The sequence below is a fragment of the Providencia rettgeri genome (genome assembly GCF_023205015.1).
GTDB lineage: Bacteria > Pseudomonadota > Gammaproteobacteria > Enterobacterales > Enterobacteriaceae > Providencia > Providencia rettgeri_E.
Genome location: NZ_CP096258.1, coordinates 951,586 through 965,962 on the forward strand (window position 1 = coordinate 951,586; position 14,377 = coordinate 965,962).

14 protein-coding genes and 1 pseudogene are annotated in these 14,377 nt (G+C 43.0%); 11 read left to right on the forward strand and 4 right to left on the reverse strand.

What is annotated here, in order from left to right:
• Positions 1-73: 73 nt before the first annotated feature.
• The 11 genes from queA to pgpA all read left to right on the forward strand — a co-directional run bounded on the left by queA (position 74) and on the right by pgpA (position 10,256).
• Positions 74-1,144, forward strand: coding sequence for a tRNA preQ1(34) S-adenosylmethionine ribosyltransferase-isomerase QueA (gene queA, locus M0M83_RS04035; RefSeq protein ID WP_213912945.1), 1,071 nt, complete (start codon positions 74-76; stop codon positions 1,142-1,144).
• A gap of 89 nt (positions 1,145-1,233) precedes the next feature.
• Positions 1,234-2,361 (forward strand): tRNA guanosine(34) transglycosylase Tgt, encoded by a 1,128-nt coding sequence (gene tgt / locus M0M83_RS04040; RefSeq protein ID WP_102139012.1) that lies wholly within the window; start codon positions 1,234-1,236, stop codon positions 2,359-2,361.
• Between the two features lie 94 nt (positions 2,362-2,455).
• Positions 2,456-2,788, forward strand: a complete 333-nt coding sequence (gene yajC / locus M0M83_RS04045; protein ID WP_004905542.1) for a preprotein translocase subunit YajC — start codon at positions 2,456-2,458, stop codon at positions 2,786-2,788.
• A gap of 26 nt (positions 2,789-2,814) precedes the next feature.
• Positions 2,815-4,662 carry a protein translocase subunit SecD gene (secD, locus tag M0M83_RS04050; RefSeq protein ID WP_125891951.1) on the forward strand — a complete coding sequence of 616 codons (1,848 nt, stop codon included), beginning with the start codon at positions 2,815-2,817 and terminating at the stop codon, positions 4,660-4,662.
• A 10-nt stretch (positions 4,663-4,672) separates the two neighbouring features.
• Positions 4,673-5,641, forward strand: coding sequence for a protein translocase subunit SecF (gene secF / locus M0M83_RS04055; protein WP_125891952.1), 969 nt, complete (start codon positions 4,673-4,675; stop codon positions 5,639-5,641).
• A 213-nt stretch (positions 5,642-5,854) separates the two neighbouring features.
• Positions 5,855-6,304 carry a transcriptional regulator NrdR gene (gene nrdR, locus M0M83_RS04060; protein ID WP_125891953.1) on the forward strand — a complete coding sequence of 150 codons (450 nt, stop codon included), beginning with the start codon at positions 5,855-5,857 and terminating at the stop codon, positions 6,302-6,304.
• Between the two features lie 5 nt (positions 6,305-6,309).
• Positions 6,310-7,425 (forward strand): bifunctional diaminohydroxyphosphoribosylaminopyrimidine deaminase/5-amino-6-(5-phosphoribosylamino)uracil reductase RibD, encoded by a 1,116-nt coding sequence (gene ribD, locus M0M83_RS04065; RefSeq protein WP_248467672.1) that lies wholly within the window; start codon positions 6,310-6,312, stop codon positions 7,423-7,425.
• A gap of 90 nt (positions 7,426-7,515) precedes the next feature.
• Entirely contained in the window at positions 7,516-7,989 is a 474-nt protein-coding gene (ribE, locus tag M0M83_RS04070) for a 6,7-dimethyl-8-ribityllumazine synthase (RefSeq protein WP_004905531.1), read from the forward strand.
• A gap of 103 nt (positions 7,990-8,092) precedes the next feature.
• Positions 8,093-8,509 carry a transcription antitermination factor NusB gene (gene nusB, locus M0M83_RS04075; RefSeq protein ID WP_036958557.1) on the forward strand — a complete coding sequence of 139 codons (417 nt, stop codon included), beginning with the start codon at positions 8,093-8,095 and terminating at the stop codon, positions 8,507-8,509.
• 243 nt (positions 8,510-8,752) lie between these two features.
• A complete protein-coding gene (thiL, locus tag M0M83_RS04080) occupies positions 8,753-9,736 on the forward strand; it encodes a thiamine-phosphate kinase (RefSeq protein ID WP_213912943.1) in 984 nt (327 codons plus the stop codon).
• A gap of 1 nt (position 9,737) precedes the next feature.
• Positions 9,738-10,256 (forward strand): phosphatidylglycerophosphatase A, encoded by a 519-nt coding sequence (gene pgpA, locus M0M83_RS04085; RefSeq protein ID WP_248467673.1) that lies wholly within the window; start codon positions 9,738-9,740, stop codon positions 10,254-10,256.
• A gap of 269 nt (positions 10,257-10,525) precedes the next feature.
• On the opposite strand, the pseudogene M0M83_RS04090 reads toward pgpA, so the two are convergent.
• The 4 genes and pseudogenes from M0M83_RS04090 to xseB all read right to left on the reverse strand — a co-directional run.
• Positions 10,526-10,680 (reverse strand): annotated as a pseudogene (locus tag M0M83_RS04090) (carnitine metabolism transcriptional regulator CaiF); the annotation flags it as partial.
• Positions 10,681-10,985: 305 nt separating this feature from the next.
• The gene (gene dxs, locus M0M83_RS04095; RefSeq protein WP_248467674.1) at positions 10,986-12,851 is read right to left on the reverse strand and encodes a 1-deoxy-D-xylulose-5-phosphate synthase; all 1,866 of its coding nucleotides are present in this window, start codon (positions 12,849-12,851) and stop codon (positions 10,986-10,988) included.
• 249 nt (positions 12,852-13,100) lie between these two features.
• On the reverse strand, positions 13,101-14,018 hold the full coding sequence (gene ispA, locus M0M83_RS04100; RefSeq protein ID WP_248467675.1) for a (2E,6E)-farnesyl diphosphate synthase: 918 nt from the start codon (positions 14,016-14,018) through the stop codon (positions 13,101-13,103).
• Positions 14,019-14,021: 3 nt separating this feature from the next.
• Entirely contained in the window at positions 14,022-14,273 is a 252-nt protein-coding gene (gene xseB / locus M0M83_RS04105; protein WP_248467676.1) for an exodeoxyribonuclease VII small subunit, read from the reverse strand.
• Positions 14,274-14,377 lie beyond the last annotated feature (104 nt).

A 14,377-nucleotide genomic window follows, 5' to 3' on the forward strand; every position in this document is an offset into this window, starting at 1 on the left:
CGCTTATTTCTTGCGCCAAAGTCGGTGCGGCACTAGACTAGTTGCCTGTTTTTTTTAGATTGATGTCAATACAATGCGTGTTTCTGATTTTACTTTTGAATTACCTGAAGAACTGATTGCCCATTATCCACAGGCTGAGCGCAGTGCTTGCCGCTTATTAAGCCTCGATGGTGGCTCCGGGCAGCTCACGCATGGTGTTTTTACCGATATTCTAGAAAAACTGGAGCACGGTGACTTGCTAGTGTTCAATAACACTCGCGTGATCCCAGCACGGTTATTTGGGCGCAAGGTTAGCGGCGGTAAAATTGAAGTTCTGATTGAACGTATGTTGGACGAACACCACGTACTTGCTCATGTTAGGGCATCAAAAGCACCAAAAGAAGGGGCTGAATTACTGCTAGGTGAAGATGAAAGCGTGAAGGCGACGATGGTCGCGCGTCATGGTGCATTGTTTGAACTACGTTTTGACGATGAACGTGATGTACTGAGCATCCTAAACCAAATTGGTCATATGCCTTTGCCACCTTATATTGACCGCCCTGATGAAGAGTCAGATAAAGAACTTTATCAAACTGTGTATAGTGAAAAACCGGGGGCTGTCGCAGCACCAACGGCAGGTTTACACTTTGATGAGCCGTTACTTGAAGCATTGCGCCAAAAAGGCGTAGAAATGGCGTTTGTGACATTGCATGTGGGAGCCGGCACCTTTCAACCAGTACGTGTTGATACTATCGAAGATCACATTATGCATTCTGAATATGCAGAAGTGCCACAAGAGGTCGTGGATGCCGTTTTAGCCTGTAAAGCTCGAGGTAATCGCGTTATCGCCGTTGGAACGACATCTGTTCGGTCACTAGAAAGTGCCGCAAAAGCAAGCCAAGACGCTTTAATTGCTCCATTTTTTGATGATACCCAAATCTTTATTTACCCAGGGTATGAATATCAGGTGATAGATGCACTAATCACCAATTTCCACTTACCTGAATCTACATTAATTATGTTGGTTTCTGCGTTTGCTGGATATAAAAATACTATGAACGCATATAAAGAGGCGGTGGAACAAAAATACCGTTTCTTTAGTTATGGCGATGCAATGTTCATTACCCCCAATTCAAATGCTCGATTTGAGAAAATTGGTGAGTAATCAGTTTTAAGCGGTGGCATCGGCTGCTTGCTTAGCAAATTAATATTATCGATAGCAACAGACTGTTTTTCTGCTGCTAGGAGGCAAATGTGAAATATGAATTACAAACGACTGACGGCAATGCACGCCGTGGTCGCTTAGTATTTGAGCGTGGTGTGGTGGAAACCCCTGCATTTATGCCAGTAGGAACCTACGGTACAGTTAAGGGGATGACCCCTGAAGAAGTCAAAGAAACTGGTGCTCAAATCTTATTAGGGAATACTTTCCACCTGTGGTTACGTCCAGGTCAAGAAATCATGAAGTTACATGGCGATCTCCATGACTTTATGCAATGGCAAGGGCCAATTTTAACCGATTCAGGTGGCTTTCAAGTCTTTAGTCTTGGTGCGATGCGCAAAATTAAAGAAGAAGGGGTGCATTTTCGCAACCCTATCAACGGTGAAAAAGTTTTCCTAAGCCCTGAAAAATCGATGGAAATTCAGTATGACCTCGGCTCAGACATTGTCATGATTTTTGACGAATGTACGCCATACCCTGCGGATTGGGACTATGCAAAGACATCCATGGAAATGTCGCTGCGTTGGGCTGCACGTAGTCGTCAACGTTTTGACGAACTGAACAACAAAAATGCCCTGTTTGGTATCATTCAAGGCAGTGTTTACGAAGATTTACGTGATATTTCAGTTAAGGGGCTGGTGGAAATCGGCTTTGATGGGTACGCTGTAGGCGGCTTAGCCGTAGGCGAACCGAAAGAAGATATGCACCGTATTTTAGAGCACGTCTGCCCACAAATTCCGGCAGAAAAACCACGCTATTTAATGGGTGTAGGGAAACCGGAAGACTTAGTGGAAGGGGTTCGCCGTGGTATCGATATGTTCGATTGTGTGATGCCAACACGAAATGCACGAAATGGGCATTTATTTGTGACAAATGGCGTGGTAAAAATTCGTAATGCTAAGTATAAATCAGACACATCAACACTGGATGCTGATTGCGACTGCTATACTTGCCGTCATTATAGCCGTGCTTATCTGCATCACCTTGATAGATGTAATGAAATCCTTGGTGCAAGGCTCAATACCATCCATAATTTACGTTATTACCAGCGTTTGATGGCAGGTATTCGCCAAGCCATTGAAAATGGGAATTTTGAAGAGTTTGCTAAAGATTTTTACCAAAAGATTGGTAAACCCGAACCTTCATTAAATATCGAGTGAATTTAAGTGCGAAATGCCACTAATCTGTGTAGCATATCAAACTTAGCTTTTTTGTATGTAAAATTGCTTTCAATAAAACAATGAGGAAAGTTGAATGAGTTTTTTTATTTCTGAAGCGGCGGCGTCAGCAGGTGCACCAGCGCAGGGTAGTCCATACACCATGGTTATCATGCTTGTTGTTTTCGCGCTGATCTTCTATTTCATGATTTTGCGTCCACAGCAAAAACGTGCGAAAGAACACCGTAAATTGATGGAATCTATCACTAAAGGTGATGAAGTTTTAACAACTGGTGGTTTAATCGGACGTGTAACTAAAGTGTCTGAAACCGGTTATGTGGTTCTTGAGCTGAGTGAGAACACAGAAGTAACCATCAAACGTGATTTCGTTGCTGCTGTTTTACCTAAAGGCACAATGAAAGCAATTTAATTCTGATTCTCCCGAAGGGAACTGCCGTGCTAAACCGTTATCCTTTGTGGAAGTATCTGATGTTGATCTGTGCGATCCTCATCGGTTTGCTTTATGCGCTTCCAAACCTATATGGTGAGGATCCGGCTGTTCAGATCACTGGCGTGCGGGGAACCGCCGCCAATGAACAAACGCTGATCCAAGTCCAAAAATCGTTAAAAGACGATAAAATTGAGAGTAAATCTATCTCTCTAGAAAATGGGGCGATTTTAGCCCGATTCAACAACTCTGATGTTCAGTTACGTGCGCGTGAAGTGATCATGAATGCACTGGGTGACCAGTATGTTGTTGCATTAAACCTTGCACCTGCAACGCCTAAGTGGCTCGAAGCTATCGGTGGTGAACCGATGAAGCTTGGTCTTGATCTGCGTGGTGGGGTTCACTTCCTGATGGAAGTTGATATGGACACTGCATTAGGTAAATTGCAGGAACAAAACATGGATGGTTTGCGTAATGACCTACGTCAAGAAGGCATTGCGTACTCTTCTATTCGTAAAGGCAATGATTACAGCGTGGAAGTTCGCTTTCGTAACGCGGATGATCGTAGCCAAGCTGAAAAAGCATTGTCTCGTAAATACCCTGATTTAGTCTTTAGTGATGGCAGCGATAACACGATGATTGCTGTTATGACCGACGAGCGCTTACGTGAAGCTCGTAACTATGCGGTTTCTCAGAACATCACTATTATTCGCAACCGTGTAAACCAATTAGGTGTTGCGGAGCCACTTGTTCAACGCCAAGGTGCTGACCGAATTGTCGTTGAATTACCGGGTATTCAAGATACCGCTCGTGCAAAAGAGATTTTAGGTGCGACTGCGACATTAGAATTCCGTTTGGTGAATACTTCAGTCGATTCTTCAGCAGCAGAAAGTGGCCGTGTACCAGGTGACTCAGAAGTTAAATATGACCGTGAAGGCATGCCTTACGTGTTATATAAGCGTGTGATCTTAACGGGTGACCATATTACGGATTCAACCTCTGAAGCGGATGAAAATGGTCAACCACAAGTAAGTATCAGCCTTGATAGTGCTGGTGGTTCTATCATGTCTGATTTTACACGTGATAACCAAGACAAGCTGATGGCAACGCTGTTTGTTGAATACAAAGACAGTGGCAAAAAAGACGCAACGGGCCGTTCAATTTTGGTGAAAGATGAAAAAGTCATCAATGCGGCACGTATTTCTGCGCGTTTTGGTAGTAAATTCCGTATTACGGGTATTACTAATGGTACTGAAGCTCGCCAGCTTTCATTACTGTTACGTGCAGGTGCGTTGATTGCACCAATCCAAATTGTTGAAGAACGTACCATAGGTCCAACACTGGGTATGCAAAATATCGAGCAAGGGCTAAAAGCTTGTATTGCAGGTCTGTTAGCTTCAATCCTGTTTATGATTATTTACTATCGTAAATTTGGTTTGATTGCGAGTAGCGCGCTGTTGGCTAACTTGGTGCTAATTGTTGGTGTAATGTCCTTATTACCGGGCGCGACACTTACCATGCCAGGTATTGCCGGTATCGTGTTAACCCTTGCGGTTGCCGTCGATGCGAACGTTCTCATTAATGAACGGATAAAAGAAGAGTTGCGAAATGGGCGGTCTGTCCAGCAAGCGATTCATGAAGGCTATAAAGGCGCCTTCTCAAGTATTACAGACGCAAACTTAACGACACTGATTACAGCCATTATTCTTTATGCGGTGGGTACAGGGTCGATTAAAGGCTTTGCGATTACGACAGCGATTGGTGTCGCAACCTCTATGTTTACAGCTATTGTCGGTACACGTGCTATTGTGAACCTGCTTTACGGCGGTAAACGTATTAACAAGCTGTCAATTTAAGGAGCACGTTGTGGCACAGGATTATTCTGTTGAACAATTGAACTATGGTCGTAAAGTTTATGACTTTATGCGCTGGGACAACGTTGCCTTTAGTATTTCTATCGTATTACTGATTGCTTCTTTTGTGATTATTGGCGTCAAAGGTTTTAACTGGGGCTTAGATTTCACTGGTGGTACGGTCATTGAAATCAACTTAAGTCAGCCAGCTGATTTGGATAAAATTCGTGATAGCTTGTCTAACTCGAACCATAAAGATCCACTAATCCAAAACTTTGGTAGTAGCCGCGACATCATGATCCGCATTCCGCCAATTGAAGGCACTGCGGGTCAAGAAGTTGGGAAAGAAATTATCACAATCATCAACCAGAGCGTGGATGACAAAGCAACTGTTAAGCGTATTGAATTCGTTGGGCCGAGTGTCGGTGCTGAGTTGGCGCAAACAGGGGCTTTAGCTCTGTTAACTGCGTTGATTTGTATCTTGATTTATGTCGGCTTCCGTTTTGAATGGCGCTTAGCTGCGGGTGCGGTATTATCACTCGCGCATGACGTGGTAATTACTTTAGGCATTCTGTCTCTGTTCCATATTGAGATAGATATGACCATCGTGGCATCATTGATGTCGGTTATCGGTTATTCACTGAACGACAGTATCGTTGTATCAGACCGTATCCGTGAGAACTTCCGTAAAATTCGCCGTGGTACACCATACGAAATCATGAACGTCTCTTTGACGCAAACATTGAGCCGTACCATCATGACATCAGCCACCACGTTATTAGTGGTTCTGATGCTGTACCTATTTGGCGGTGCAATGTTGGAAGGCTTCTCATTGGTGATGTTAATCGGTGTAACTATCGGTACTATCTCATCTATTTACGTGGCTTCTGCATTAGCACTGAAGATGGGTATGAAGCGTGAACACTTGATGCAAGCGAAAGTCGAAAAAGAAGGCGCAGACCAAGAGTCATTACTGCCTTAGTTCTTAAAATAGTTCGTGTTGTGAGTAGGCAGCCAGTGAACGATATCCCTAGGGACATACATAAGTATGTGACTAGGGGTAATAAACGATACTAGCACCCTTACAACGCGAAATATGAAGAGCAACGAGAACACCCTAGGAGGCATCTTCTAGGGTGTTTTTTCTTACATAGTAGGGTAAACTAACACCCCCTAAATAGATTCAGGAAACGCTATGCACTGCCCATTCTGCTCAGCTGTAGATACGAAAGTTATTGACTCGCGTCTGGTCGGTGAAGGGTCCCAAGTCCGTAGACGCCGCCAATGCTTACTTTGTCATGAACGCTTCACAACCTTTGAAGTTGCTGAACTTGTCATGCCTAGGGTCATTAAAAGCGATGATATTCGCGAACCTTTTGATGAAGAAAAGCTTAACCGAGGCATGCAAAAGGCATTAGAAAAACGCCCTGTAAGTTCTGATGCTATTGAACAAGCCATTATTTCGATTAAATCCCAGCTTAGGGCCACCGGGGAACGTGAGGTTCCGTCGAAATTAATTGGCGGTTTGGTTATGGATGAGCTGAAAAAGCTCGATAAAGTTGCCTATATCCGTTTTGCTTCTGTTTATCGCAGTTTTGAAGATGTGCGTGAATTTGGCGAAGAAATCGCTAAATTACAGGATTAACGCCAATGATTGAACAAGACAACATTTATATGGCTCGTGCCTTTGAATTAGCACGAAAAGGGCGTTTCACCACATCACCTAACCCAAATGTCGGGTGTGTGATTGTACGTGATGGTGTCATTGTTGGTGAGGGGTATCACCAAAAAGCAGGTGAACCCCATGCTGAGGTTCACGCATTAAGAATGGCCGGTGATAAAGCGCAAGGGGCAACAGCGTATGTCACCCTTGAGCCATGTAGCCATCACGGCCGTACCCCGCCTTGCGCAGAAGCGCTGATCAATGCAGGTGTAAGCCGAGTCGTCGCTGCCATGCAAGACCCAAACCCTCAAGTTGCGGGCCGTGGCCTGTATATGCTGTCACAAGCCGGAATTGAAACGCGCAGTAATGTTTTATTAGATGATGCAGAAGCGGCTAACCGCGGCTTTTTAAAACGTATGCGTACTGGCTTTCCCTATATTCAATTAAAACTCGCCGCTTCACTCGATGGCAAAACCGCCCTTGGTTCTGGGGAAAGTAAGTGGATCACCAGTCCCGCGGCTCGTAAAGATGTACAAGCTCTTCGCGCCGAGGCTAGTGCTATCTTAAGCACAAGTAGCACCGTGGTTGCGGATGACCCTTCGTTAACGGTGCGTTGGAAAGAATTACCTAGCGATATTCAGCAAATTTACCCTGAAGAACAAGTCCGTCAACCTATCCGCATTGTGTTAGATAACCACAATCGCGTGACTCCTGAGCATAGCGTCACTCAATTAGATGGCGAATGTTGGTTGGTGCGTTCAAACCCAGATGAAAATGCAGTATGGCAAGGGCAAGTTGAGCAAATTGCTATTCCTGCAGATGAAAGCGGCACTGATCTGGTCATTTTGATGATGCAACTGGCTAAACGTAATGTGAATAGTATTTGGGTTGAGGCAGGGGCAAAACTTGCAGGCTCATTGCTTAAGTTAGGTTTAGTGGATGAGCTGGTTGTCTATATTGCGCCTAAATTATTAGGAAGTAGCGCTCGAGGCCTAGTGGACTTCCCTCCGCTTAATGCCCTTATTGATGCGCCAAAATTTGAATTTACAGAAGTGAAGCAAGTTGGGCCAGACCTACGTGTCAGGCTTCGTCCCGTATGGTAAGTATTTTTTTTGAAAATCATACGTACGGTACACGAAAGAATGTGATAAAATCCGCGCCCCGCGGGTTATAATTAATATTAGAGGAAGGCTATGAACGTAATTAAAGGTGTTGTTGCTGCTCCACAAGCGCGTGTTGCTATCGCTATCGCTCGTTTTAACAACTTTATTAATGATAGTCTGCTGGAAGGTGCTGTTGATGCGTTAGAACGCATTGGTCAGGTTTCAAATGACAACATTACCATTGTGTGGGTTCCAGGCGCTTATGAACTGCCGTTGACCACAAAAGCATTAGTTGAAACGAATAAATACGATGCCGTCATTGCATTAGGTACAGTTATTCGTGGCGGTACCGCTCACTTTGAATATGTTGCAGGTGAATGTAGCTCCGGCCTATCTCATGTCGCGATGAACAGTGAAGTACCAGTGACTTTTGGTGTGTTAACCACTGAAAATATCGAACAAGCCATTGAACGTGCGGGTACTAAAGCAGGTAATAAAGGTGCTGAAGCTGCACTGACAGCACTGGAAATGATTAATGTAATTAAGGCCATCAAAGGCAAATAATACACAACTAGCTCTATGTTGCCGTTTTTTCGCCACAATGGTGTAGATAACGCATTGCAACAAGTGTTTTTTGTGTACAGTTTTTAAATTTAAGGGGAATCTTGTGAAACCTGCTGCTCGTCGCCGCGCTCGTGAGTGTGCTGTACAGGCCATTTATTCATGGCAATTATCTGGCAATCCAATTGCTGAAGTCGAATATGAGTTTATTGCTGAACAGGACATGTCAGACGTCGACGTAAACTATTTTCGTGAACTGTTATCAGGTGTTGCAACCAACGCGACAAAACTTGATCAACTGATGGCGCCTTATTTATCTCGTCAGCTCGAAGAGTTAGGGCAGGTAGAAAAAGCGATTTTACGTGTCTCCATGTTTGAATTAAGTTTCCGTGAAGATGTACCTTATAAAGTCGCAATCAATGAAGGTATTGAATTAGCGAAAGTTTTTGGCGCAGAAGATAGCCATAAATTCGTTAATGGTGTGTTAGACAAAGCTGCACCTGCGGTTCGCCGTAAAAAATAATAATATCAGGGTTCCCTCCTGTTGCACTACGGTAATAAATAGGTAGGCTGGGTTCCAGTCTACCTTTGTGTTTATATGCTCGCGATATTTCAATGATAGGTGAGCGAAAAATAATTGTGGCTAATTAGATACATTATTTAGGTTAGCAATTATGCATTATTTACCTATTATTGAATTATTAGGGTGTAAATTATTTGCTTCGTCTCAAACGAAAATAGATATAGCGAAAACGGAAAATCTACCATGTCATATGGCGAATTTGACCTCATCGCGCGTTATTTTAACCGTCAAACCACTAACCGACGTGATGTTAATATCGGTATTGGGGATGACTGTGCGTTGATGACCATTCCAGAAAAACAGCAACTTGCTGTAAGCACTGACACTCTTGTTTCTGGTATTCACTTCCTACCAACCATTTCACCAGCTGATCTCGCTTATAAATCATTAGCCTCTAATTTAAGTGACCTTGCGGCGATGGGGGCGGATCCTGCATGGGTTTCTTTAGCAATTACATTGCCTTGCGTTGATTGTGATTGGTTGCAATCCTTTAGTGATAGTTTGTTTGAACAGCTTAACTATTATGGAATGCAATTGATTGGTGGTGATACAACACGCGGGCCAATGAGTTTAACCTACACGGTTCATGGCTTAGTACCAAATGGTAAGGCGATGTCTCGCGCAGGAGCGCGTAATGGTGATTGGATTTATGTTACTGGCACTCTCGGTGATAGCGCGGCAGGCTTAGCTATTTTGCAAGATAAACTGAATGTTGAAAATGTAGAACATCAAGAATGGCTAATTGCGCGTCATTTACGTCCGCAGCCACGTATTTTACAAGGCCAAGCGTTGAGAAACCTGGCTTCTTCAGCAATTGATATTTCGGATGGGTTAGTTTCTGATCTTAACCATATTTTGAAAGCGAGTGGTTGTGGCGCACGCATTAATTTAGATGCATTGCCTCAATCAGAAGCATTGAGACAAAGTTGTAGTCTTGAACAAGGGCGTTTATGGTCTTTGAGTGGTGGTGAAGATTATGAACTCTGCTTTACCGTTCCTGAAATTAATCGTGGGGCGTTAGAGATGGCATTAGCGCATACGGGATCAGGCTTCACGTGTATTGGGCAAATTAAGCCGCAGTCTGAAGGAATTAGCTACTTTTGCAATAACCAAGAAGTTGATGTAAACCTAAAAGGTTTCGATCATTTTGTTTCGGAAGGTGCATAGAATGGCAAGTCGCCAAGAAAAAGCAGAAGCAAAAAAACGGCTAAATATGCGTAATCCTTGGCACTTATTGGCTACGGGCTTTGGTAGTGGCCTTTCGCCTATTGTGCCTGGCACAATAGGCTCTCTTGCTGCGATACCTTTTTGGTTATTAATGGCAAATATGCCTATTTGGAGTGTGTGGGTACTCATTGTCGTGGGTTTTTGGATTGGTTGCCTAATTTGCCAGCGCGCTTCCGACGATATGAAAATTCATGACCATGGCAGCATTGTTTGGGATGAATTTATCGGGATGTGGATTACGCTAATGGCGATCCCTGTTGTTGATTATGAGTGGGTCATCACCGCATTCTTTATTTTCCGTATTTATGACATGTGGAAACCATGGCCAATACGGTTTTTTGACCGAAAAGTCAGCGGCGGTTTTGGTATTATGATTGATGATATCATTGCGGCCATTTTTGCGTATTTCACTATTTGGTTGTTGGTTTGGTATGAGGTTATGCCGTTCTCAACCAACTAAATACGCGTCATATTTTTTTGCGCTGTGGCGTTATTGGCCGCGTTCATTCGCCCTAGTCACATACTTTTGTATGCTCCTAGGGTCTTATTCACTTGCCGCCTAGCCATAACGCAAACTATTTAGCGTATTGGATTAGCCGAAAATCAATGAATTGATTTCCTCGTTTATTTTCAAAACGTATACGACTTGCCGCCAAACATAATATGTTTGTCAGCAGTCTGAAACACAGGCTTAAGCCTGCGTTTATTCTTTTGATGTGGCAATACAGGTTAACGGCGCTGCGCCCTGGATAGCATCCATTGCCACTTTTGTTCCCGATTTAATATTGGCAACCGCGACCCGATAATTTATTCGGGATCATCTTAACTTCGCATTGAATTTCGGCTACGTCAGATAAAATATAAGAAATTATATTGATAGATTTTAAAATAATTTGCATGTCTTTATTTTGAGGATTTACATTCAAGACGAAAGTTTTGTTTATATTCAGATTTTAGGTAAATAGCTGAATATCATTGTAGATAAGCTGATTATATTTAGTTTTATATTTTACTGTAATGATCTACAAATATAATATAAATGTGATAAGGGGGGGTAAAATTAATATTAGCGATTAAAAAATAACAAAGAGTTAAAAATTTTTCTAATATATTAAGAAAGAGAATAAGAGTGATTGGCTTTGTGATTGAATGGGGCATTGCGTGTTGATGCAATGCCCTAGAGATAAAATTATTTGGCTAAGTAGTTATTAATTGAATTAACAATACCAGTGGAATCTAAGCCCAGTTCAGCAATAAGCTCTTCTTGGGTACCTTGAGAAATAAAATAGTCAGGTAAACCAAGGTTTAAGGTTGGAATGATTTTTTTCTCATGCATTAAGAATTCATTCACGCCGCTACCTGCACCACCCATGATGGCATTTTCTTCGAGAGTGACAAGAACATCATGAGTCTCGGCTATTTCAAGGATCAGGGCTTCGTCTAAAGGCTTAACAAAGCGCATATCAATGACAGTTGCATTGAGTTGCTCGGCAGCGACTAATGCGTGGCTTAATAATGTGCCAAAGCATAAGATAGCGACTTTTTCACCTTGGCGACGAATAATACCTTTACCAATAGGTAGTGGTGATAACGGCTGTAATTCAGCACCTGTTCCTGTGCCCCGAGGGTAACGTACCGCACATGGACCATCTTGATAATGGTAACCTGTATGTAGCATTTGGCGGCACTCATTTTCATCACTTGGAACCATGATAACCATGGTTGGTATACAGCGCAGGAATGAAATATCAAAAGAACCTTGGTGAGTTTGCCCATCAGCCCCCACGATGCCTGCTCGGTCAATCGCAAACATGACCGGAACCTTCTGGATAGCCACATCATGAATGACTTGGTCATAACCGCGTTGCAAGAAAGTGGAGTAGATGGCAACAATAGGTTTATAACCACCAATGGCAAGGCCGGCTGCAAAGGTGACCGCATGTTGTTCAGCGATCGCGACATCGAAATATTGGTCTGGGAATTCTTTAGAAAAGCGGACCATACCAGACCCTTCACGCATAGCAGGGGTGATAGCCATCAATTTGCTATCATCTTTAGCCTCTTCACACAGCCAATCACCAAAAATCTTAGAGAAAGTCGGCCCTGTCTCTTTGCTTTTAGGTAAAGTGAATGTGCTTGGGTCAAATTTAGGAACCGCGTGCCAGCTAATCGGGTCTTTTTCTGCCGGCTCATATCCCCGGCCTTTCTTAGTCATAATATGTAAAAACTGCGGACCTTTTAAATCACGCATATTTTTTAACGTTTGGACTAAGGCAACAACATCATGGCCGTCAACAGGACCAATATAGTTAAAACCTAATTCTTCAAACATGGTTCCCGGTACAACCATGCCTTTAATATGTTCTTCTGTCTTTTTCAGTAATTCTTTGATTGGAGGCATGTTAGAAAAAACTTTTTTGCCACCTTCACGCAATGTTGTGTAGAGCTTCCCAGAAAGCAAGTGAGCTAAGTGGTTGTTGAGTGCGCCAACATTTTCGGAAATAGACATTTCGTTATCATTTAAGATAACCAACATGTCAGGTGCGGCATCCCCTGCATGGTTCATCGCTTCAAATGCCATTCCGGCAGTGATCGCACCATCACCAATAACACAAACCGTTTTACGGCTTTGTTGCTCTTTTTCTGCAGCAATGGCCATACCTAAACCGGCACTAATAGATGTGGAGGAATGGCCAACGCTTAAAATGTCATACTCGCTTTCTTCACGCCATGGGAAAGGGTGTAAGCCATTTTTCTGACGGATGGTATCAATACGGTCGCGGCGACCCGTCAATATTTTGTGTGGGTAGGCTTGGTGGCCGACATCCCAAACAAGGTTATCAAACGGGGTTTTATAGACATAATGTAATGCGACGGTGAGTTCAACAGCACCGAGACCAGAAGCAAAGTGACCGCTAGAGCGACCCACGCTACTCAGTAAAAATTGTCTGAGTTCATCACAAAGCTTAGGCAAACTCTCTTTAGGCAACAGACGAAGCTCATCTGGTGTCTCTGCCAAGGCTAGCGTTGGATATTTAGCGATATCAATACTCATTAGTTGCTCACTTATAATTAATAAAAAACCCAACTTACTTAGCCATAATAAAATGCCTTCTTGCAATTTTTAGCCGCATAAAGTGTCTATGTGCTGTTGGGTTGCCTTCGTTTATCGTCTACCTATAACTCGAATAATTAAGAAGTTATCTATCTATTTTTTAGGGCTATAGACATGATTCGAAGATACATTAAGGTAATAATTACCGTAATTATCGATCTTCTTGTCGCCAAAAGGCAAAGCATATTGTCAGCTTTTACGCTCAATAATGAAATTAGCTAAAGCACTTAGCATGTCTATATTATATCCATGGGACTGGAGAGTCTCTAAAGCATCTATCGCATCATGATATAGCTCACGTGCTTTTTTTTGTGCTGCTTCAAGGCCTAATAGCGATGGGTAGGTACTTTTTTCATGTTCGGCATCCGTTCCTTGGCGTTTACCCGTAACTTCACTATCACCAATAACGTCTAGGATATCGTCCTGTACTTGAAAGGCAAGACCAATGGATTGTGCATATTTGTCTAAAACAGGCAGTAATTCTTGACCTTTTTCACCAGCCGCAAAAGCACCAAGACGGATTGCTGCACGAATCAACGCACCTGTTTTATGTTGATGAATGCGCTCAAGAGATTCAAGGCCGACTTGTTTTCCTTCTGCATCTAAATCAAGAGCTTGCCCACCACACATCCCCGCTAAACCACTTGCATATGATAACTCTGCAATCATGGCTATGCGGTCTTTGTCTGTTACATCTGGCATTGGTGCAGATGACAGTAATTGGAACGCCAATGTTTGCAATGCATCTCCAGCAAGTACCGCATTGCCTTCACCATACTTAATATGACAAGTCGGTTGGCCACGACGCAAATCATCATCATCCATTGCAGGTAAATCATCATGGATTAATGAATAAGCATGAATACATTCGACTGCGGCAGCTGGGGCATCAAGGTTTTCTTGGCTAACACCAAACATAGAACCGACGACATAAGTTAAAAATGGGCGTAAGCGTTTTCCACCTAATAATGTGCCATGACGCATTGCTTGTGCAAGTGGAAGGTCTGCAAACGGCAGTGCGTTTAAGGCATCTAATAGGTATTGATTGACTCTGTCGTAGGCTTGCTTTTGTTGCTGCGTAAAGCTATCTAAATGTTGTTCAGACATAATTTATTCTGTATCAGGTGAAAAATCGGCTAGAGGTTTATTTTCGTCATCACTTAGCAAAATTTGTACACGTTGCTCAGCTTGCTGTAGTACTTTTTGACCTTGCTTAGCAATTTGAACACCACGTTCAAACTCATTAAGGGCGTCTTCTAAGGGAAGATCACCGGATTCTAGGCGAGAGACGATCTGCTCTAGCTCTTGAAGCGAGTTTTCAAAACTAACAGTTGGAACTTGCTGAGTTTTTTCTTTAGCCATAATATTTAACCACTAATGTGGAATCAGTTAATTCGATGGGTTTTAAATATTCAGCAGACTAACGCAGTCTTGCTACGGTTACAATTTATTATTGGGGTTTTTAG

Coding starts and splice junctions, on each gene's coding strand:
- queA (WP_213912945.1), top strand. CDS start 74: ATGCGTGTTTCTGATTTTACTTTTGAATTACCTGAAGAACTGATTGCC.
- yajC (WP_004905542.1), top strand. CDS start 2,456: ATGAGTTTTTTTATTTCTGAAGCGGCGGCGTCAGCAGGTGCACCAGCG.
- nrdR (WP_125891953.1), top strand. CDS start 5,855: ATGCACTGCCCATTCTGCTCAGCTGTAGATACGAAAGTTATTGACTCG.
- ribD (WP_248467672.1), top strand. CDS start 6,310: ATGATTGAACAAGACAACATTTATATGGCTCGTGCCTTTGAATTAGCA.
- ribE (WP_004905531.1), top strand. CDS start 7,516: ATGAACGTAATTAAAGGTGTTGTTGCTGCTCCACAAGCGCGTGTTGCT.
- thiL (WP_213912943.1), top strand. CDS start 8,753: ATGTCATATGGCGAATTTGACCTCATCGCGCGTTATTTTAACCGTCAA.
- pgpA (WP_248467673.1), top strand. CDS start 9,738: ATGGCAAGTCGCCAAGAAAAAGCAGAAGCAAAAAAACGGCTAAATATG.
- dxs (WP_248467674.1), bottom strand. CDS start 12,851: ATGAGTATTGATATCGCTAAATATCCAACGCTAGCCTTGGCAGAGACA.
- ispA (WP_248467675.1), bottom strand. CDS start 14,018: ATGTCTGAACAACATTTAGATAGCTTTACGCAGCAACAAAAGCAAGCC.
- xseB (WP_248467676.1), bottom strand. CDS start 14,273: ATGGCTAAAGAAAAAACTCAGCAAGTTCCAACTGTTAGTTTTGAAAAC.